General features: G+C 59.4%; 16 protein-coding genes. 9 read left to right on the forward strand and 7 right to left on the reverse strand.

Features of this window, described 5'->3' with window-relative positions:
- Positions 1-142: 142 nt before the first annotated feature.
- Together mnmE and N655_RS18030 are read right to left on the reverse strand one after the other, a co-directional pair.
- Complete coding sequence (mnmE, locus tag N655_RS0108215) at positions 143-1,507, reverse strand: tRNA uridine-5-carboxymethylaminomethyl(34) synthesis GTPase MnmE (RefSeq protein WP_026442593.1); 1,365 nt, start codon at positions 1,505-1,507, stop codon at positions 143-145.
- A gap of 14 nt (positions 1,508-1,521) precedes the next feature.
- Positions 1,522-2,037 carry a Jag family protein gene (locus N655_RS18030; RefSeq protein ID WP_044935573.1) on the reverse strand — a complete coding sequence of 172 codons (516 nt, stop codon included), beginning with the start codon at positions 2,035-2,037 and terminating at the stop codon, positions 1,522-1,524.
- A 162-nt stretch (positions 2,038-2,199) separates the two neighbouring features.
- Here N655_RS18030 and N655_RS0108225 point away from each other — a divergent pair, with 162 nt between their 5' ends.
- Complete coding sequence (locus N655_RS0108225; protein WP_026442594.1) at positions 2,200-2,649, forward strand: hypothetical protein; 450 nt, start codon at positions 2,200-2,202, stop codon at positions 2,647-2,649.
- A 15-nt stretch (positions 2,650-2,664) separates the two neighbouring features.
- On the opposite strand, the gene N655_RS18035 is transcribed toward N655_RS0108225, so the two are convergent.
- Positions 2,665-3,147, reverse strand: a complete 483-nt coding sequence (locus N655_RS18035; RefSeq protein ID WP_238324595.1) for a c-type cytochrome — start codon at positions 3,145-3,147, stop codon at positions 2,665-2,667.
- A 92-nt stretch (positions 3,148-3,239) separates the two neighbouring features.
- On the opposite strand from N655_RS18035, the gene N655_RS0108235 reads away from it, so the two are divergent.
- Positions 3,240-4,097 carry a class I SAM-dependent methyltransferase gene (locus tag N655_RS0108235; protein ID WP_026442595.1) on the forward strand — a complete coding sequence of 286 codons (858 nt, stop codon included), beginning with the start codon at positions 3,240-3,242 and terminating at the stop codon, positions 4,095-4,097.
- 41 nt (positions 4,098-4,138) lie between these two features.
- Here the strand turns inward: N655_RS0108235 and N655_RS0108240 are convergent, their stop codons facing one another.
- Positions 4,139-4,426, reverse strand: coding sequence for a YXWGXW repeat-containing protein (locus tag N655_RS0108240; RefSeq protein ID WP_026442596.1), 288 nt, complete (start codon positions 4,424-4,426; stop codon positions 4,139-4,141).
- Positions 4,427-4,554: 128 nt separating this feature from the next.
- Here N655_RS0108240 and N655_RS0108245 point away from each other — a divergent pair, with 128 nt between their 5' ends.
- A complete protein-coding gene (locus tag N655_RS0108245; protein WP_026442597.1) occupies positions 4,555-7,365 on the forward strand; it encodes a phosphoenolpyruvate carboxylase in 2,811 nt (936 codons plus the stop codon).
- Between the two features lie 3 nt (positions 7,366-7,368).
- Here the strand turns inward: N655_RS0108245 and mctP are convergent, their stop codons facing one another.
- From mctP to glmS, 3 genes are all read right to left on the reverse strand, one after another.
- Complete coding sequence (mctP, locus tag N655_RS0108250; protein ID WP_044934245.1) at positions 7,369-8,889, reverse strand: monocarboxylate uptake permease MctP; 1,521 nt, start codon at positions 8,887-8,889, stop codon at positions 7,369-7,371.
- A gap of 56 nt (positions 8,890-8,945) precedes the next feature.
- A complete protein-coding gene (locus N655_RS18040; RefSeq protein ID WP_044934248.1) occupies positions 8,946-9,377 on the reverse strand; it encodes an NINE protein in 432 nt (143 codons plus the stop codon).
- A 186-nt stretch (positions 9,378-9,563) separates the two neighbouring features.
- Complete coding sequence (gene glmS / locus N655_RS0108260) at positions 9,564-11,441, reverse strand: glutamine--fructose-6-phosphate transaminase (isomerizing) (protein ID WP_026442599.1); 1,878 nt, start codon at positions 11,439-11,441, stop codon at positions 9,564-9,566.
- 163 nt (positions 11,442-11,604) lie between these two features.
- Between glmS and N655_RS0108265 the strand changes: the two genes are divergently transcribed.
- From N655_RS0108265 to N655_RS0108290, 6 genes are all read left to right on the forward strand, one after another.
- Positions 11,605-13,242 (forward strand): GH35 family beta-galactosidase, encoded by a 1,638-nt coding sequence (locus N655_RS0108265; RefSeq protein WP_202900329.1) that lies wholly within the window; start codon positions 11,605-11,607, stop codon positions 13,240-13,242.
- Between the two features lie 39 nt (positions 13,243-13,281).
- Positions 13,282-15,156, forward strand: coding sequence for an AI-2E family transporter (locus N655_RS18045; protein ID WP_044934251.1), 1,875 nt, complete (start codon positions 13,282-13,284; stop codon positions 15,154-15,156).
- 98 nt (positions 15,157-15,254) lie between these two features.
- The gene (gene alr, locus N655_RS0108275) at positions 15,255-16,409 is read left to right on the forward strand and encodes an alanine racemase (protein WP_044934254.1); all 1,155 of its coding nucleotides are present in this window, start codon (positions 15,255-15,257) and stop codon (positions 16,407-16,409) included.
- Positions 16,410-16,418: 9 nt separating this feature from the next.
- Positions 16,419-17,690 carry an alpha/beta fold hydrolase gene (locus N655_RS0108280; RefSeq protein WP_026442602.1) on the forward strand — a complete coding sequence of 424 codons (1,272 nt, stop codon included), beginning with the start codon at positions 16,419-16,421 and terminating at the stop codon, positions 17,688-17,690.
- Between the two features lie 155 nt (positions 17,691-17,845).
- Positions 17,846-19,123 (forward strand): serine hydroxymethyltransferase, encoded by a 1,278-nt coding sequence (gene glyA, locus N655_RS0108285; RefSeq protein ID WP_026442603.1) that lies wholly within the window; start codon positions 17,846-17,848, stop codon positions 19,121-19,123.
- A gap of 38 nt (positions 19,124-19,161) precedes the next feature.
- Complete coding sequence (locus N655_RS0108290; RefSeq protein ID WP_044934258.1) at positions 19,162-20,328, forward strand: lactonase family protein; 1,167 nt, start codon at positions 19,162-19,164, stop codon at positions 20,326-20,328.
- Positions 20,329-20,390 lie beyond the last annotated feature (62 nt).

The raw sequence follows: 20,390 nt of genomic DNA on the forward strand, positions 1-20,390 counted from the left end.
GAAATTGGACCGCAGACTGAGTGACTCTAAGTTTAAATGATTTTTTTGTTTCGGAAAGGGGAGTGGAAGCCTTTCCGAGCCTGGGCAGGTTTTCCATAGCATCTTCCACCAGCAAGTCGGACGATGAGGTCCATCTTGTGGACTACTTGCCAATGCAAAAAGTGGAAAAAATGAGGTTCAGGATGTCGTCCGGAGTGGTTTCGCCAGTCAACGAATCCAGATGCCGCAGGGCGCTATACAAGTCAAGCAGCAGCATCTCATGCGGGATCTTCTCAGCCACAGCTTTGCGTGCCGACGCAAGAGAATCCAGTGCGCCTGTGACCGCCTGGTGCTGGCGGGCGCTGGTCAGCATTGCGTCTTCCTGCGCGGGGCCCGGACCATGCAGCCAGGCCAGAAGGGCCTCCCGTAATGCTGCAATGCCCTCGCCGGTGAGGGCCGAAGTACGCACCGCTTGCACCCGGGGCGGGAGCCGGAGCTCTGGCAGTCCGATTTGAAGGTCACATTTGTTGATCGCCACCAGGGCACGCCGGTCCTCCAGTGAAGTGAGCAGGTCCATCTCCTCCTGGCTGAGGGGAACAGAGGCGTCCAGCACCACCAGCACAAGGTCCGCTTGGGCAAGCGCCTCCCGCGATTTCTCAATTCCGATTTTTTCGGCTTCATCGGAGGCCTCACGCAGGCCCGCCGTGTCGATCAGCTCAATCGGAATGCCGCCAATCGAGACGCGCTCCGTCACCAGGTCGCGCGTGGTCCCGGGCGTGGCTGTAACGATGGCTCGCTCGCGCTCGACCAATCGGTTGAAGAGCGAAGACTTGCCCACATTCGGCCGTCCGACAATGGCCAGGGCCAGCCCGGAGTGTATGATACGGCCCTGTTCAAAGGATCGGCCTAGTTCATGCAGAGGCGCAGCGATGGCTTCGATGCGACGAAGGATGTCAGGATCCTGGGCCACATCCACATCGTCTTCGGCAAAATCAATGCCGGCTTCCAGGACCGCAATGAATTCCACCAGCTTCTGCTTGATAGGGCGCACACGGCGAGACAACGCGCCATCCAATTGCTGCGCGGCGACCCGGGCCTGATACAGCGTCTGCGATTCGATAAGGTCGCGGACGGCCTCCGCCTGGGTCAGATCGATGCGTCCAGAAAGGAAGGCCCGCTCGGTAAATTCACCGGGACGGGCCAGTCGTGCGCCCTGTGCAAGCGAGTTGCGGACGAGCAGGTCCAGGATGACCGGCGAGCCGTGCGCCGCAATCTCAACAAGATCTTCACCCGTATAAGAGTGCGGCCCTGCGAAAAAGGTCACCAGGGCCTCATCAAGCTTGGTCTGGGTTACCGGGTCCAGAATCGCAGCAAACCGGGCGCGGGCGTGCTCCAAGTCCCCGCGCAGCTTTAGCAAAGGAGTTGCAATCTCAACCGCGCGCGGACCAGAAAGCCGCACAATGCCAATGCCTCCGCGACCGGGTGGAGTGGAAATGGCGACGATGGTTTCGTTGGTGTCTGCTTGCACAGCTTTTTACGTATCTACCCTTTGCCCTGCGCGTGCCCTTTGGGATAGGCCACCACATATCGGCGCAGTCCCTCGCCGCTGGAAGCAGTTTCGAGGTCCTCATAATCGCGGAAGACCAGATGCAACAGGCGGCGCTCGCGGGAACTCATCGGTGCGAAACTGAAGGGTTGTCCGGTGCGCCGCACCTTGTCCGCTGCGGTTTCAGCTGCAAGTTTCAGCTCTTTGGCCCGCAGGGCCTTGAAGTTGTTTGCGTCAAAAGAGACTTTTTCATGCTCATCGGCCTCAAGCCGGAGAATCTTGGCCGCAATATGCTCCAACGCGCGCAGAAGCTCGCCTCCTCGCTGTGTCAGCAAATATGCATCCGGGCCGGCAAGTTCTACATAGATCTCGCGTGCTTCCAGGCCGTCAGGGTCGGCCGCGCCAGATCCGGCCGTGATTTTGTACTTGACCCGTAAACCACCCAGGGTGGTGAGATTTTTGAGAAATGCGGCGATCTGCTGGGCCGCAGCGAAGTAATCAGCAATGGGCATCGGGTTAAGTATCTCATTGCGGATGTTTTGGCGACAATGCCGGACCTGGGCAAGACTGACTGCCTGCAAAGAAGAGCCACAGTTTGTTTATGCAGAAACAAACTTCTGGTTCTCCGCCTCATCTTAAGGATACGTCTGTTTCCTCTGAGGAGGACCCACGCAATGAAACAATATCTGCTACGTTCCTTGGTCCTGCCCTTGGCCTGCCTGCTGCTGGCGGGAGGCTTTTCTCGCGCGCAGGCCCAGTCCCGCTTAAGTGATAAAGACGTAGAGCACCTGATGGCCAATCTGCACGACGATGTGAAATCCTTCCGTCCTGTCTTCGATGCTGCGGTCAAAAAGAGCCCCATTCGCCGAACCAGTCAGGAAAAAGATGCGCGTCAGTTGGTCAAACAGTTTGAACGGCAGACGGGCGCGATGCTGGCAACCTTTAAGGACAAAAAGAAGGCTGATGGTGCCTTCCAGACGGTCGTGGGTACCGCACAGCAAGTCGATGGCGTTGTCCGTCAACTCGGCCCGCAGTCGCCTGCGGCCCCAGCCTGGGCGCGCGTCCAGGGGGATTTGAATGCACTCTACCCCGCGTTTGGCATGACAGCGCCAGTCTCTTATTAGTGCAAGGGCTGGGATTTATTTTCCTGCTCCTCCGTAAACGGAGGGCTCTCCCAGGCTGCCTTTCGGTGGAAGGTGTCGAATGTACAGGACCATCTTCCACATGTCCTCATCGGAAAATAAGCCCTGCGCCGGAGGCATCCCTGAGGGCATGATTCCGTTCTGAATGATCCACTTCAGCTGCCCATCGGAATAAGACTGCACTTCCCTTGAGTCCAGAGAAGGCACCGGCGGCGAAACTGTGTCTGCAAAAGGGACGCCAGTGTTCTGCCCATCCAGCCCATGACAGACGGAGCAATATTGCGTGAAGGCCTGCCGTCCTTCGTCCACATTTTCTGCGGTTGCTGGAAACGGGTTCCTGTCGTGGCTTCCGCCGACGGTGATGGAATGTTTCACCCAAGAGACGAAAGTGGTTTCCAGCGCGCTCGGTTTGGAAGCCTTGCAACCACAAAAGGCCCCTGCTGCGACCGCTACGCAAGCGGCCCAAAAGATCCCTTTCAATGCGCCTCCCTAGGCAGAAAACTCTATGCACATTCTTTCATTCGTACCGTGCCAAAGCGCAAATCCTTGCAATAACATCAAAAGGCAAACAGATGCTCGAAGGAGTTCCAAGCCGGACGGCCTTGGGTGTTGCGCGCAGACGCGCCGCGCACCAGTTGCTGGACGACCATCCTCTGGTCCTGAACGATCCTCTCGCCGTCCCCATCCTGGGGCCGGGCGCTGCCGACCGTATCCGCGCGAATGCGGAAAAGGACCGCCAACCTTTTTCTCTCGCCATGCGGGCCTTTGTAGTGGCCCGCAGCCGGTATGCGGAGGACCATCTCTACCAGGCTGTGCTGAAAAATGTGCGGCAGTATGTTGTGCTGGGCGCGGGTCTGGACACCTTCGCCTATCGGAATCCTCTTTCTGCGGAGCAGCTCAGGGTCTATGAGGTGGACCATGCGGCAACGCAGCAGTGGAAGCGCAGGCTTTTGGCCTCAGCCAACATTCGCGTTCCGAGAACATTGGCATTTGCTTCTGTGGATTTCGAACGCCAGACTCTGGAGGAAGGTCTGGCCGCTGCTGGATTTTGTTCCGAGCAACCCGCCTTCTTCTCATGGTTGGGAGTTACCCCCTATCTCACATTGAAGGCCTTTCGCTCCACCCTCCGTTTCATCGCATCGCGTCCTCCCGGTACTGGCGTCACCTTTGAATACGCCATGCCCCGCGAATCACTGACGTTCCAGGGAAAACTGGCCTTGGATCTGATTGCTGCCCGGGTAGAAAAAGCAGGAGAGCCATTCCGCCTTTTCTTTACGCCGGAGCAGATGCGCGATGAGCTCGACGATGCGGGTTTTAGCACAGTCGAAGGACTTTCATGCAGAGAAATCAATGTCCGCTATTTTCAGGGACGCAGAGATGGACTCCGCTTGTATGGGGAAGCTGCAAAACTGACCACCGCATGGGTGTAATCGGCTATGCGGGTCCTTGTGCACAGCCGAAAACAATAGCATCAGCGCCAGTGCCCTTCTACAAAGACCCATCCGCCGCGGCGAGCCACCCAATGTCCCGGGACCCAGACCGCACGAGGACGAGGTGGCAGCACATAATGTCCCGGCACCCAGACATACCGCACACCATCCCAGCGGTGATAGCCAGCAACCCATACGTAGCCAGGGTGCGGCGGAGGGCCTGGATGCTCCACCACAACCGGGGGTGGCGCAACACGAACAATGACCTGCGCAAACGAAGGCGCGGTCAAGGCAAAGGCGAGAACTCCAGCAAGGGCGATTTTCTTCATGAGGTCTTGTCTCTCCCAAAGAGAGAACACAAACTTTTCCGCGGAGTTGCACAAAAATGGCCCGCATCTTTTTTGTGGAACAGCCTCCAAGGTCTTTCTGACCACCGCGACTGCGGCATAATCAAACTATGCCCCTTCTTTGGAAACCAGAAAGCTGGCCACAGCGGCTGGCCGAACTTGAAGCGCGTTCAGGCGACTTGAAAGAAGTCCCCCTGCGGCGCGATGTGCGCTCACTTGGCATGTTGCTGGGTGAGGTGCTGCGGGAGCAGGCCGGTGAAGAGCTTTATGAAAAAGTGGAAGATCTGCGCACCACTGCGATCCGGCGCCGTGAAGCCCAGGCCGCAGGCAATGCTTCTGAAGCGGAAAAGCTGATGCAGCACTCGGTACGGAGCATTGCAGAGGTTTCTGTGGAGCGGGCCTATCAGCTCAGCCGCGCCTTCGCGTTTTATTTCGAGCTGATCAATCTTGCTGAAACCAACCATCGAAAACGCCGCCGGCTTTCCCTGCAATTGAGCGGAGGCGCCGAGGTGCAGCGTGGTTCTTTGCGCGGCACGCTTCAGGAGATGAAGCGGGTCGGCATTACAGCCAATGAGGCGCTGGACTGGCTGCGTCGCATCTTTATTGTGCCGGTCTTCACAGCGCACCCAACAGAAGTTGCCCGCCGGTCGGTGCTCTTCAAGCGCCGCAGGATTGGCGAATTTCTGGAGCAGCTGGACCGCATTCCTCTTCCTGACGAAGAAATTGCCCGTTTGGAAGAAGAGCTGCTGGCAGAGATTACAGCACTTTGGCAGACCGATGAGGTCCGCAGCCGCCGCCCCACGGTGAACGATGAAATCAAGATGGGATTGGACTACTACGACGTCTCCATCTTTGCAACGCTGCCCAAACTGTATGAAGAGGTCTCTGCAGCGCTCGCCAGTGTTTATGGCATGGATGTAGACATCTCCGATCTGCCGCTGCTGCTGGGTTTCGGGTCCTGGATTGGCGGCGACCGGGACGGAAATCCGTTTGTTACCCCGCAGGTCACCCTGGAGGCCATTCGCGCGGCCCGCACTCGCTTGCTGGCTTATTACGAAAAGCAGGTACAGCTCATCATTGACCTGCTGACGACCTCAGCGCAGCAGTTGCCGATCAGCGAAGAGCTGAGCCAGCGTCTGTATGGGTATCTGTCAGAGCTGCGCACCGGGACGCAGCAGGTCTTTGGCGCGCGCTTTGAGTATGAGATGTATCGCCGCTTCATGGTCTGCGTGCATGCCCGCCTGTTGCGCACCGCAGGCAAAGAGCCGCAGGACACCGACAGCCTGGAGGCTGCACTGGGCACCCTGCCGGCCTATTGCAATGCGCAGGAGTTTCTCGACGACCTGCTGATTCTGCGGCGCAGCCTGGCCGCAAATCAGGGACTGCGTCTGGCCCGCACCCTGGTGGACCCGCTCGTGCTTCTGGTGCGCACCTTTGGGCTGCACCTACACACGTTGGACATCCGCCAGCACGCGCGTCTGCATAAAAAGGCGCTTGAGGAGGCGTCTGCCTGGTGTGCTGGCAGCGTCACTGTTCCGCACACCCTGAGCCGCGAAAGCGCTGATGTGATCAATACCCTGCGTGCCGTAGCGGAAATCAAGCGCGGATGCAGCCCAGAAGCCGTGCGGCAGTACGTCATCAGCGGAGCCAGCGGGATCGAGGACATCGTAGGGGTGCTCTGGCTGGCGCGCCTCGGCGGCGTGGAGGTGGCAGGAAATGGCAGCGACCCGGGACTCATGCCGGTGCCGCTTTTCGAGTCGATTGAAGACCTCCGCAACGCTCCTCAGGTCTGCCGTAAACTATGGAACTTGCCCGAATACCGCAACCTGCTTGCTTCCTGGAACAACACACAGGAGATCATGCTGGGCTATTCTGACTCAAACAAAGATGGAGGGATGCTCACCAGCACGTGGGAGATCTTCCGCGCGCATCGTGCTTTACATGAAGTGGCCCGTGAGTGCGGTATCAAATTAAGGCTCTTTCATGGGCGCGGCGGCACCGTTGGACGTGGTGGGGGCCCGACCCACCGCTCCATTTACGCCCAACCGATGGGGGCCTTCGAGGGCCAGATCCGGATCACCGAACAGGGCGAGGTGCTCAACTGGAAATACTCTGACGTGGTACTCGCAGAGCGCAATCTGGAACTGATGATTGCCGCCTCTCTCGATGCGCTGGCCCGCCCCAATGCACTGGACCCCAATGGACACCAGTCCGGTGTGCTGCTGCCCGAGTGGGAAAAGGCCTTCGATGAATTATCAGAGACGGCCTTCCATTTCTACCGTGAGCAGATCATTGGCGATCCCGAAGTCTTTGAGTATTTTCAGCTGGCCACACCTGTTGGCGAACTGGAACATGCGCGCATTGGTTCGCGTCCTGCGCGGCGTAGCGGCAAACGCAGTTTTGCCGACCTGCGCGCCATCCCCTGGGTCTTTGGATGGACGCAAAGCCGGCTGCTGGTTCCTGGATGGTTCGGTGTAGGTCATGCCATCGAACAGTACACCCAGAGGCACACGGATGGCCTGAAGCTGTTGCGTGACATGATGGCCGAGTTTCCTCTATTTATTGACCTTGTCCGCAATGTAGAGATGGCGATGGCCAAAGCCGACCTGGGGATCGCCTCGCTCTATGCTTCGCTTGTGCCCGACCCGGCCATGCGGGAGCGCGTCTTTTCCAAGATTGAAGCTGAATTCCAGCGCACGATGAGTGCCGTGCTTGCCATCACGCAGCAGAAGGAACTGCTTGAGAACAACCAGGTGCTGGCGCGCTCCATCCGTTTACGGAATCCCTACGTTGACCCGATGAGCCTTATCCAGGTGGACCTGCTGCGCCGCAAACGCGCCGGCGAGGACACGGACGAGATCAATCGCGCCATCGCTGGGACCATCAATGGTATCTCAGCAGGACTGCGCAACACGGGCTGATTTTCATGCCTGCTGCATCTCATAGTCAGCGGTCTCGGTCGCATCCGTATCGCGCTTCTGGCCCATTGCATTTAGCAGCAGCGTGAACGCAAGCGATATCATAAGGTTCAGCAGGAGTGCCGGAATGGCGGCATACACCGCAAGTGTGTGTCCACCCATGTGCAAGGGATAGACAGAGCTTTTCAGGTCCCGTGCCCAGGCCATGCCTGTGCCTGCCGCCATGCCAGCAATCCAGCCGAGGAAAAGCGCGGTTCCCCGAAACCAGCGTGTGAACAGCCCCAGAATCACGGCAGGGAAGATCTGCGCGATCCAGATGCCGCCCAGCAGTTGCAGTTCGATCGCATACTGCGCGCGCACGAAGAGGACAAAGACCAGCGCCCCAATTTTTAAGAACAGAGAGACCAGCTTGGCCTGCGTGGCCTCCTGCCGCGGCGTCATGGATCGGCGGACCATCTCTCCGTAAAGGTTGCGTGTGAACAGATTGGCAGCGGCAATCGACATGATGGCAGCCGGGACCAGCGCGCCGATTCCAATTGCAGCCAGGCAGAACCCGGCAAACCACTCCGGAAACAGATGCACAAAAAGCAGCGGCACGGCGCTGGAGGTGTCTGCAGTGTGGATGCCTGCCGCAAGAGCAAAATAGCCAAGCAGGGCGATCAGTGCAAGCAGCAGGTTATACGCCGGTAGAAGCGCCGCGTTCCGTTTGATGACCCGACCGCTCGAAGAGCTGAGCACTCCGGTCGCCGTGTGGGGATACAGCACGATGGCTAGCGCTGAGCCAAAGGCAAGAGTGGCATAGCTCCAATATTGGGAGGGTTGCAGAAGGATTGAGGCGGGCGGCCGTTTTCGGGCCAGCTCGGCTGCGGCCGCGGAAAAGACATGCGCATAACCGCCAAGCTTTGCCGGTATGAGCAAGACCGCCGCAGCCACCATGATGTAAAGCATGATGTCTTTGACAATGGCAATGACAGCGGGAGCGCGCAGGCCGCTGGAATAGGTGTAAGCAGCCAGAATGACGAAGGCCGCAATCAGGGGCCATTCACCTTTCAGCCCCAGGGCCGAGATGACCTCCTGCATGCCGACAAGCTGGAGGGCAATATAAGGCATGGTTGCCAGGATTCCGGTAAGCGCGACGGCCATGGCCAGAGGACGATGCCCGAATCGGCCGCGGACAAAATCAGCAAGTGTCACATATCCGCGACGATGGCAGACCTGCCAAAGACGGGGCAGCACCAGCATCATGTAGGGATACAGCAGAATGCAGTAAGGAATGGCGAAAAAACCGGGAGCACCGGTCCCGTACATAGCTGCGGGGACAGCGATGACCGTATATGCGGTGTAGAAGTCCCCGCCGATCAGGAACCAGGTGATGAGTGTGCCAAAGCGTCGTCCAGCCAGGCCCCATTCTTCTAGGCTGTGCAGACTGGCCCGTCTCCAGCGGGCGGCCCAGAAGCCAGCGATGGTCACCAGCAGGAAGCAGGCGCAGAAGATTCCAGTTGCGATCACGTGCAGGGAAGAGGTCATTTTCGTTGGCGCTGTTTGTCATCATGCTACCAGCGAAGGGGTGGTGGGTCGTAAATTCAATTCCGAGGGACCGGCGCGCCGCAGCGGCTGCAAAATCTTACTCCGGCCACAAGGGGCGCCCCGCAGGAGGTGCAGTTCACCGTTACGGGTGGTGCCGAGGACACCGCAGCCGTTGTGCCAGTGGCGACGCTTTGCAGGCTTGCAGCAAGCAGCGCGGCCTGCTCTGCATTGTACTGGCGTACACGCCCAGGCATAAAAAAGCATTCAATCACGCCAAGGATGGCCGTGATTCCCGTCCAGAAAAAGAGCAGGTAGAGGATCCCCAATCCATTACGGCGCAGATAAAAATGATGCGCACCGAAGCCCCCCAGGAACAAGGCCAGCAGCACACCGACGACCTCATCTTTTTGGATCGCCGACATCTGCGCATAAAAGACCACACGCTGCTGGTCATTCAGGCTTCCGGCGATGGCTGGAATGGTGGTCATAGTCCTGGCTCCTTACCTGCTCATCCACGATGATAAATACGTGCGACAGGTTGGGTCGGTTCCGTCCAGCTAAGCATAATGCCCTAAGAGACTTCTCCGATCAGCTCCGGGCAGGCATGCCGCCCCGACCAGCGCCGAGGCCCCAAGACATCCGTCGGGCACGGGCGCAGCTGTTTGCATGGGGTCCTACTCCACCGTCACCGATTTCGCCAGGTTTCTCGGCTGGTCTACATCGCAGCCGCGGCGGACGGCGATATGGTACGCGAGCAGTTGCAGCGGGATAACATCGAGCACGGGCAGCAGCAGCTCCGGGGCCTGCGGTACATAGAGCACATGGTCGGCGACATGCGGAATTTCTTCATCTTCTCTGACGGCCACGGCAATCACTTTCCCGGATCGGGCGGTGACTTCCTGAATGTTGGAGAGGGTCTTTTCGTAGCGCAGACGGGAGTCGCGATTGCTTCGGTCCTGTGTGGCCAGCACGACGACGGGCAGCTTTTCATCAATCAGGGCGTTGGGGCCGTGCTTCATTTCTCCAGCTGGATAGCCTTCAGCGTGGATGTAGGAGATTTCCTTCAGCTTCAGAGCACCTTCCAGCGCGATGGGGTAATGAATACCACGTCCCAGAAAGAGGAAGTCGGAAGCAGTCGAGTAAGTGCGGGCAAGCTGCTCGCATGGCCCATCGATGGTGCGTAAGACTTCTTCGACTTTACCCGGAAGCAGCGTGAGTTCTTCAAGCAGCGCTCGGCTTTCATCGGCGGAGATGGTCCCGCGCGATTGCGCCAGATGCACGGCAAAGAGAAAGAGCGCGACCAGTTGCGCGGTGAATGCTTTGGTCGACGCGACGCCGATCTCCGGGCCGGCGTGGGTATAGATGACGCCGTGGGCTTCGCGGGTAATCATCGCCCCGACGACGTTGCAAATGGCGATGGTCCTGGATCCTTTCGCGATCATCTCGCGTTGTGCGGCCAGGGTATCGGCCGTTTCCCCTGATTGCGTAATCAGCAGGCCAAGCGCGTTCGGGTCGGCAATGGGGTCGCGGTAGCGGTATTCGCTGGCATAATCCACCTCGACAGGCAAGCGGGCAAGGCGCTCGATCATGAACTTTCCGGCGGTAGCGGCATGCCAGCTCGTGCCGCAGGCGGCGATGTGGATGCGGGTGGCGCGGCGGAAATCTTCTTCCGTCAGCTTCATTTCAGAGAGAAAGACCTTTCCTGTGTCCAGCGAGATACGGCCCAGCGTGGTGTCGCGGATGGCACGCGGCTGCTCGAAGATTTCCTTGAGCATAAAGTGCTTGTAGCCGCCCTTTTCCGCCTGGATCGGGTCCCACAGAATGCGCTGCACTGGCCGCTCAATGTGGTTGCCTTCAAAGTCGGTGAGGCGGACGCCTTCGGGGGTGAGCACGGCCATGTCGCCATCGGCCAGGAAGTAAAGATTGCGCGTGTGGTGCAGAATTCCCGGTACGTCCGAGGCGACGAAGTATTCCCCTTCGCCAAGACCGATGACGGCCGGAGGGCCGAACCGTGCGGCAACAATCTTGTTTGGCTCGTCGGCGCAGATCACGACAAGGGCAAAGGCCCCGGTCAGGCGGCGGACAGCGCGGCGCACAGACTCTTCGAGCACCATGTTCTTGCCGGTCTGCGCCGCGGAGGCCATTTCCTGCTCAATGAGGTGGGCAATGATCTCGGTATCTGTTTCGGTGATAAATTTGTGGCCTTCGGCGATGAGTTCCTGCTTGAGCGCCAGGTAGTTTTCCACGATGCCGTTATGCACGACGACGATGCGGCCGGTGCAGTCGCGGTGCGGATGGGCGTTTTCCTCCGTAGGACGGCCGTGGGTGGCCCAGCGCGTGTGCCCGATGCCGTAGGTCCCCTCTACAGGACGCTCGTGCAGCACCTCTTCGAGCTTGCGGAGCTTGCCCGGTGCCCGGCGCAGTTCAAGGCCACGACTGCCGCCGACGGCGATTCCGGCTGAGTCATAGCCGCGGTATTCCAGGCGGCGAAGCCCTTCAAGAATAACGGGGACGACTGGTTTGGGGCCGATATATCCGACGATTCCGCACATAACTGCATTGTACGGTAGCAATTCTGATGCCAGAACAGGCCGTCAAAGCCCCATCCTTGGGCAGGCGAAAGCACTCCAGACCCCAAGGACCTTGGGGGTCAACCTTCTGGTGGAGGGCCAATGCACGGCCCTTCTTTGATGTACTCTGTTGCGCATGAAAAAGATGCCTTCTTTGGCCTGCCTCTTTTCATCGTTTGCTCTGCTCGGCCTCATGGTCCTGCTGCCCTATCGCATCCTGGCCCAAAAGGATGCGGCGCGCGGGACCCCAGTCAATCCTGACCCTGCGGCCTCACCGATGCCGAGGCTGGTGGAGAAAGACGGGCGCTTTGCGCTGCTGGTGGAGGGCAAGCCGTATATGGTTTTGGGTGGGCAGATCAATAACTCAAGCGCATGGCCTGCAACCCTGCCCGAAGTCTGGCCGCTGCTGGAGAAGATGCACGCCAATACAGTCGAGGCGCCGGTGTACTGGGAGCAGATGGAGCCCAGGCCCGGTACGTTCGACTTTACCAATGTTGATGCGCTCGTCATGCAGGCGCGGCAGCACTATATGCATCTGGTGCTGCTGTGGTTTGGAACCTGGAAGAACGGCAAGATGCACTATGTTCCCGAATGGATGAAGACGGACATCATGCATTATCCACGCATGATCAACGAGCGCGGTGAGCCGATTGATGTGCTTTCGCCCAATGCTCCCGCAAACCTGGAGGCTGATCAACGCGCCTTCACGGCGCTGATGCGCCACGTGCGCGAGATCGACAGCGAGCAGCATACGGTACTGCTGGTGCAGGTAGAAAACGAGTCGGGTTCGATTGGGGCGGTCCGTGATTTTTCGTCTATAGCGCAGAAACAGTTCGACGGACCGGTGCCGACAGACTTGGTGAAAGCGCTGGGCAAACGTCCCGGCACGTGGAAGGAAGTCTTCGGGCCAGACGCAGATGAGAGTTTTGCCGCGTATTCTGTAGCGCACTACATCGACCAGGTGGCGCAGGCGGGCAAGACACAGTATCCGCTACCGATGTACTGCAATGTGTGGCTGGGGTCCCGGCAGCAGGTCCCCGGAATTCATTATCCGAGCGGCGGCGCGGTACCGCACATGCTGGACATATGGAAGGCGACCGCGCACGCCATCGACATGATCGGGCCGGACATCTATATCGATGACTCGCAGATGTACCGGCAGGTGCTCGATGCCTACGGACGCCGGGACAATGCAATGTGGGTCCCCGAGACCGGAGGCGGCGACGATTACGGCCGCTACTTCTTCTACGCGCTGGGGCACGGGGCGATCGGGTTTTCTCCCTTCGGAATGGACCAGACGGGGTGGACCTACGGGCCAGAGGAGTATCCCAGGCTGCACAGCCAGAACTACGCACTGCTGGGGCCGATGGACCGCGAGATCGCCGCATGGAACTTTGAGGGCAAACTGAAGACAGCGGTCGAAGAGCCGGGCCTGCCGAGCACGACCCTGGACTTTGGCAAATGGAAGGCAACCGTGGGCTTCGGGCTTCCACAATGGGGAGAGGCGCGCGCGACCGGCAGCAAAGAGCACGATGGGCGCGCTTTGATTGTGCAGATTGCCGAAGACGAATTTCTGGTGACGGGATTTGATGCGCGCGTGCAGTTTCAGCTCGCCGACCCCAATGGGCGTGAGCATATGCAATTTCTTCGCGTAGAAGAAGGCCGGTACGAGGACGGGCAATGGAAGATGTCGCGTTTGTGGAATGGCGACCAGACAGACTATGGGCTGAACTTCAGCCGTCAGGGGGCGCGCGTGGTGAGGGTGTTTCTGGGAACCTATTAGGGTGTAGGACCGGAGGCGCTTATTCTATAGCTGCACCTTATGAATGGGCAGGAGCGTGTATCCAAGCGTCGTTGGCTGAACCACGAGCCGCTGCTGGTCTTTGGCCTGGCGCTGGCTGCGCTTTATTTCACGCGCGACCTGCTCATCCCGTTCGCAATGGCGCTGACGCTGAATTTTCTTCTGGCGCCCGCCGTGATCCAACTGGAAAAGCTGAGGTTCCGGCGGGTCCCTGCGGTGGTGCTGGTGGTCATGATGGCATCAGCGGTGCTGGGCGGAGTCGGATGGGTAGTGGCGCGCCAGCTGCTGGATGTGGCCAGCGATCTGCCCAATTACCATGCCAACATCGATGACAAGCTGGCGCGTATCCATGCGCCGACCACCGGCCCGATTGCCAATGCCATCAATGGCCTGAAGTCGCTCACTCAGGAGCTTTCCGGGACCCCCGCGCCTAAGCCGCTTCCCCCTCCGGAGACAGAAAAAACACGCCGCAGCAGACGTGCGCGCGAAGCCGAAGCGCAGAAGGCCGAAGCACAGCAAACTCCGCAGCCGGTGGTTGTGGTCCCGCCGCCGGTGAGCGAGTGGGCCTACGCGCAGCAGATTTTGAAGCCAGTCATCAAGCCCTTGGGCATGATGGGCATGGTCTTTGTCTTTACCGTTTACATGCTGTTGAAACGCGAAGACCTGCGCAATCGCGTATTGCTGCTGGCCGGAATGGGACGCCTGAATGTGATGACGCAGGCGCTGAATGACGCGGCCACCCGTATCAGCAGCTATTTGCTGCTGAATGTACTGGTGAATGCCAGCTATGGTCTGGTCTTTGGTGCAGGGTTGTTTCTCCTGCATGTCCCGAATGCAACGCTATGGGGGGTGTTGCTGGCCATCCTGCGCATGGTGCCGTACGTGGGCATGATTCTGGGCGGCGGACTGCCAATTGCCTTTGCCTTTGCGGTCTTTCCCGGATGGTGGACGCCGCTGATGGTGCTGGCCTTTTTTGTCGTACTGGAAGTGGCAGTCAGCAATTTCATTGAGCCGTGGCTCTATGGCAGCCATACAGGGATCTCTCCGCTGGCGCTGGTCATCACGGCCATGGTGTGGACGCTGCTATGGGGAATCCCGGGACTCGTGCTTTCAACCCCGCTGACCGTATGCCTGATTGTGATGGGCCGCTATGTTCCGCAGATGGCCTTCCTGCATATTCTGCTGGGTGATGAAGCGCAGCTTGCCCCAGAGGCCCATTTTTATGAGCGCCTGCTGGCCATGGACCAGGCCGAGGCGCACCACATCGCAGACAAATTTCTGGAAGGGCATGATCTGGTCCATCTCTACGACGAGGTGGTGCTGCCCGCACTTAGTTTGGCTGAGCAGGACCGCCACAAAGGGCTCTTAGACGAGACGCGCAGCACCTTCCTCTTCCAGAGTGCGGCCGAGCTGGTGGCGGAGCTGACAGATTACCAGACGCCCTTGTCCCACGAGAGCAGCGCGCCGCCGCAAGCACGGGAGTGTCCCGTCGTCTGTGTGCCGGCCCACGATCAGGCCGACGAGCTGGCTGCCGTGATGCTGGCTCAGTTGCTGGAGCGGCAGGGACATAAGACCATCCTGCTGCAAGCACATGCTCTGACGCCGGAAATTCTGGGGCGTCTGGCCGAGGAGTCGGGGACGGCAGTCTGCATCTCCGCACTGCCGCCCTTTGCCTTTGTCCATGCACGCTCGCTGTGCCAACTCGTAAGGCAGGCCCTGCCTGAGAACCGGATCCTGATTGGCCTATGGGGAGCGCAGGGCAATCCGGAGATATTGCGCGAGCGCTTTGGAGCGGCCCGGCCGGATGGTGTGGCCACAACGCTCTCCGGAGCAATGCGCCTGGCGCGGAAGTGTGAAGAGACAGTGCCTGTCAACGCTGCTCAGAAAATTGTCTGAGGAAGTCTCTGGATTCGTGAAATGCCTGGCTGCTTCGTCAGTCCTTGTGTCCGCCCCGGTAGAAGTGCCGCTTTCCATTTAGGATAAAAAGCATCGCCATGAATCAAATGCGTCCGGTGTGGGCGGAGATCTCGCGCCTGCGCCTGCTGGCCAACTGGAAGTTGTTGTGTGCGGCCGCCCCTGCTGGGAGCGAGCTTGTGGCTGTGCTGAAGGCCAACGCCTATGGCCACGGAGCGCTGCTGTGCGGGCCGGTGCTGGCCGCAGCCGGCGTGCGCTGGTTCGGCGTCACTTGCGTGGAAGAGGGAATAGCGCTACGCAGGGAATGTCCGGATGCGCGCATTCTGGTCATGTCCGGCTTCTGGGAAGGAGAAGCCGAGGCGCTCATCGAGCACCGGCTGACGCCCCAGGTGTGGGAGGGCTTTCACTTTGAACTCCTACAAAAGGCCGCGCAGGGCCACGCAGTGGCTGTGCACCTTGAAATTGATACCGGAATGTCGCGGCAGGGCGTGCGCTCGACAGAGAATCTAAAGAAGCTGCTTGCCCGCTATGGCGGAGGCTCCCCAGTAAAAATCGAAGGCGTGATGACGCACTTCTCAGCGCCAGAGGTGCTCGAACCGGAGACGGTCCGCGAGCAGGTGGACCGCCTCGATGCCGCGCTCGAAGTCCTTCGCCGGCAGGGAATCAGGCCAGACTACATCCACGGAGGCAACTCAGCAACGGTGCTCGCAGCACAGCATCGCGAGGCGCTGGCGGCATTGGCCGGAAGATATGGCGCGCGCTTGATGCTGCGGCCGGGGATCGCCCTCTATGGCTATCCGCCGCGATTTGTGCCGGTGACAACGCATCCGCCCTTTACGCCGGTGCTCGCATGGAAGACGCGCATCGTCTCTCTGAGAGAGATCGAGGCAGGTGCCCCGGTCGGATACAACATGACCTTCCGGGCAGAGAGACCATTGCGTCTGGCGCTCATCCCGGTGGGGTATGCGGACGGACTCAACCGGCTGCTTTCTAACCGCGGACAGGCGCTGGTGCGCGGCAAAAAGGTGCGCATCGCAGGGCGGGTCTCCATGGACCAGACCATTTTGGATGTAACCGATGTGCCCGGCGTCACCATTGGAGATGAGGTCGCGCTCATTGGTGAGCAGAGCAGCGAGCGCATCACCGCATTCGACCTTGCTGACGCTACTGGGACCATCCCTTACGAAGTGACCTGCGCCATCAGCGCGCGCGTGCCGCGCCTTCTGGTTGATTAAACTAAAAGCATGCTTCGCAACTGGTATGCGCGCTGGATGTATGCGTGGGAGACCGAGCTGACAACGCGCGACGAAAACAGGGTCGTGCGCCCCATGGAATGGGGTTTTGAATGGCTGGAGGACGTGCTGCGCAAACGGGGGCAGAGCCCCGCGCAAATGCCGCCCGGTCCAGTTGCCGCTGAACAGCGTATGGTCGCGCTGAACGAATGGATTGTTCGTAACAGTGACAGTTTCTTTTCCTATGCCCCGCCCACGGACTACCGGCTGGAAATGCGCCTTCCAGAATTGTTCCCCACAAATGTCCGTCCGGAAACACTGGCACAAGATGCAAAGCTGAAGGCACAGGCGGCGGCAGGGAAGCTGAAACCCGCGCCGTTTTTACGCTTTACTTCGCCCGTGCGCACGCCCTATCCGGAAAACGACCTGGTGAATGCGCGATGGTATCCGGCTCCGGTAGAAAAACAGGCAGGCAAACCAAAGCAGGCCATGATCGTCATGCCGCAGTGGAATGCGGACGCTTTCAGCCATAATGCGCTGTGCTCGCTTTTTAACCGCTTTGGGATCTCCGCTCTGCGGCTGAGCAAGCCCTATCACGACATCCGCCGACCTGCGGAGCTCGAACGCTCCGATTACGCTGTCAGTTCCAATATCGGGCGGACCATCTCTGCGCTTCGGCAGGCCGTGGTCGACATTCGTTGCTGTGTGGACTGGCTGGAGGCGCAGGGCTATGAGCAGTTCGGGATCCTGGGCACCAGCCTTGGCTCCTGCTACGCCTTCATTGCCAGTGCGCACGATGAGCGACTATACGTGAATGCCTTCAACCACGCCTCGACGTCCTTTGGCGATGTGGTCTGGACAGGCCAGAGTACGCGGCACATTCGCAAGGCCTTTGAAGATGCCGGCATGACGCAGCAGAGGTTGCACCGGTTGTGGTCGTCCATCAGCCCTGTCTCCTACATGGAGCGCTTTGCGTCAATGTCGAAGAAGGTCCTCGTCATCCATGCAACCTATGACCTGACTTTCCTGCGCGAATACTCCATCGAGGTCCTGCGCAGCTTCTCTGAGTTGGGCGTAGACTTCGTCTCCAAAGTGCTGCCCTGCGGGCACTACACCACCGGCGAGACGCCCTTCAAGTTCCTGGACGGATGGTATATGGGGTCCTTTGTATACCAGGCGTTTCGAGGGCTGGCGGGTTCGTATGCCGCACATGGGGCCGAGCGTCAAAAGTCGCCATCCGGCCAGAAACAAGCCAGCATGGAAAAAGAGCTTATCTCGCGTTAAAGTACCGGGATCGGGCCAAAAGAAACCGCGGAGGTTGAAGGAAGGGTGCTCCTCACCCGGAACATGCGGGACTTTCGGGCGAGCGCGTCACATGGTCTGTGCGCCGTATACGCTTTCCCAAACAAGACGGCATCTTGAGGCGATACAATCAGAGCATGTCCGACCGCATGTCTTTGCCGCTTTCGCAGGCCGATCCTGAGATCGCCGCTGCCGTTGAGAATGAAGTCCGCCGCCAGCATGAAGGGCTGGAGATGATCGCCTCAGAGAACTTCGTCAGCGAGGCTGTTCTGGAAGCAGCGGGCACTGTCTTTACCAACAAATACGCAGAGGGCTATCCCGGTCGCCGCTATTATGGCGGCTGCGAGTTCGCAGACGTGGTGGAGAACCTGGCCCGTGATCGTGTGAAGCAGCTCTTTGGTGCCGAACATACCAATGTACAGCCGCATTCCGGCTCGCAGGCCAATGCCGCAGCGTACATGGCCGTCCTCAGTCCCGGGGATACGATTCTCGGCCTCGATCTTGCCCACGGCGGCCATCTGACCCACGGGCACAAGCTGAATTTTTCCGGCAAGCTTTATCGCGTGGTCTCCTATGGCGTGCGCAAGGACACCGAAGTGATTGACTATGACGAACTGGAGCAGATTGCTGCGCGCGAGAAGCCGAAGGTGATTGTGGGCGGAGGCAGCGCCTATCCGCGCATCTTCGATTTTCCACGCATGCGCCAGATTGCTGATAAGGTCGGCGCGCTCCTCATCGTAGACATGGCACACTTTGCCGGGCTCGTTGCCGGAGGCGCGCATCCTTCGCCGGTACCGCACGCGCACATCGTCACCAGCACTACGCATAAGACGCTGCGCGGTCCGCGCTCAGGGCTCGTCCTCTCAAAGCAGGAGTTTGCAGCCGCGATTGACAAGTCCGTCTTTCCCGGGCAGCAGGGAGGTCCGCTGGTCCACATCATGGCCGCGAAGGCTGTTGCCTTCCGCGAAGCCCTTCAGCCCGATTTCAAGCAGTACGCACAGCAGATCGTTGCCAATGCGCGCGTCCTGGCCGAAACCCTTCAGGCCGAGGGGTTCCGCATCATCTCTGGCGGAACAGATACGCATCTGATGCTGGTGGACGTCTTCTCGAAGGGAATGCTGGGCAGTGAAGCAGAAGCCGCACTGGGTGAGGCCGGCATTACGGTCAACAAAAATGCGATCCCCTTTGATACGAATCCGCCGCTCAAGCCTTCGGGCATCCGCATCGGAACGCCAGCGCTCACCACGCGCGGCATGAAGGAAGCTGAAATGCGCACCATCGGCAAATGGATCACCGAGGCCCTGAACGGGCGCAACAATCCGCAGACGCTCAAGCGCATTCGCGGACAGGTTCTCGAACTCGCCGAACAGTTTCCGCTCTATGGCTGGCTGCGTCAACCGGCCGTGGTGGCATAACTACTCAATGGCCTAACTTTTCTTAAGGAAACATCCGCGTGACCCATTCGATCTCCCGGCGCAGCTTCATCAAAGAAGCTGCGCTCGTTTCATTGGCGGCAGAGGCCGGATTGGCAGGAGCAAAGACCATTCCGGAAAAGCAGCTTCTCTTTGTCGGCACGCAGACAGGACCGGCAAGCAAGGGCATCTATGCATTTGCATGGGATGCGAACAGCGGCTCACTCCATGAACTTGGGCTGGCCGCCGAGAGCGACAACCCTACGTTCCTGGCCCTGTCGCCAGACAACAAACGGCTCTATGCGGCCAACGAAATCAATGAATATCAGGGCGCCAAGAGCGGCGCCATCAGCGGATTTACCGTGGACCGCGCTGCCGCAAAGCTCATTCCACTCAATACGGTCCCTTCCACGGCCTCCGGCCCTTGTCATGTGGCCGTAGATGCAACAGGACACACCGTCCTCTGCGCGAATTACAGCGGAGGCGGTGCGGCCTCCTTCCACGCCGATGCGCAGGGACATCTGAGCGAGGCCGTGTCCGAATTTCATTACCACGGACACAGCGTGGTGGCCGACCGGCAGGAAGCGCCTCATGCGCACCGCGCCACGGTTTCGCCGGACAACCGTTTCGTCTATATCAATGACCTTGGGCTGGACTGCATCCACATCTACCGGCTCGATGCAGCCACATCGAAGCTGATGCCAAATCCTTCCGTGTTGCAGTGGACGGCGAAGCCCGGCTCCGGTCCGCGCGCGCTGCGCTTTCATCCCAACGGCAAATGGGCCTTCTGCATCCATGAACTCGCCTGCGCGCTGGAGGTGCTCAAGTGGGAACCACATTCTGGCGCGCTTACGTCAATCCATCGCGTGGACCTTCTGCCCAAAGACTACCACCAGCCTTCGCTTGCATCTGAGGTCGTCTTTGACCGCCAGGGGAAGTTCGCCTATGCAGCCGTCCGGGGATACGACCACATCATGACCTGGGCCATCGACCCGGTTTCCGCAACGCTTACACTGCTCGACCGCACCTCGGCCGGGGGCAGGACGCCGCGTCATATCGCCATGGATCCGACGGACAGCTGGCTGCTGGTAGCAAATCAGGACTCAGACAACATCGCCGTCATCCGCAGAGACAAGCAGACAGGCAAACTACAGAAGGCGGGCGAGAGCTACCCTCAGGTAAAACCGCAGTGCCTGGTTTTTATCTAAAATGAGGCTGCTTGTCATGCCCCGGAAAGGAATGCGGCTTTGGACGAAATGTTGAAGCTTCC

Origin of the sequence: Pseudacidobacterium ailaaui (genome assembly GCF_000688455.1) — a bacterium.
Classification (GTDB): Bacteria; Acidobacteriota; Terriglobia; order Terriglobales; family Acidobacteriaceae; genus Pseudacidobacterium; species Pseudacidobacterium ailaaui.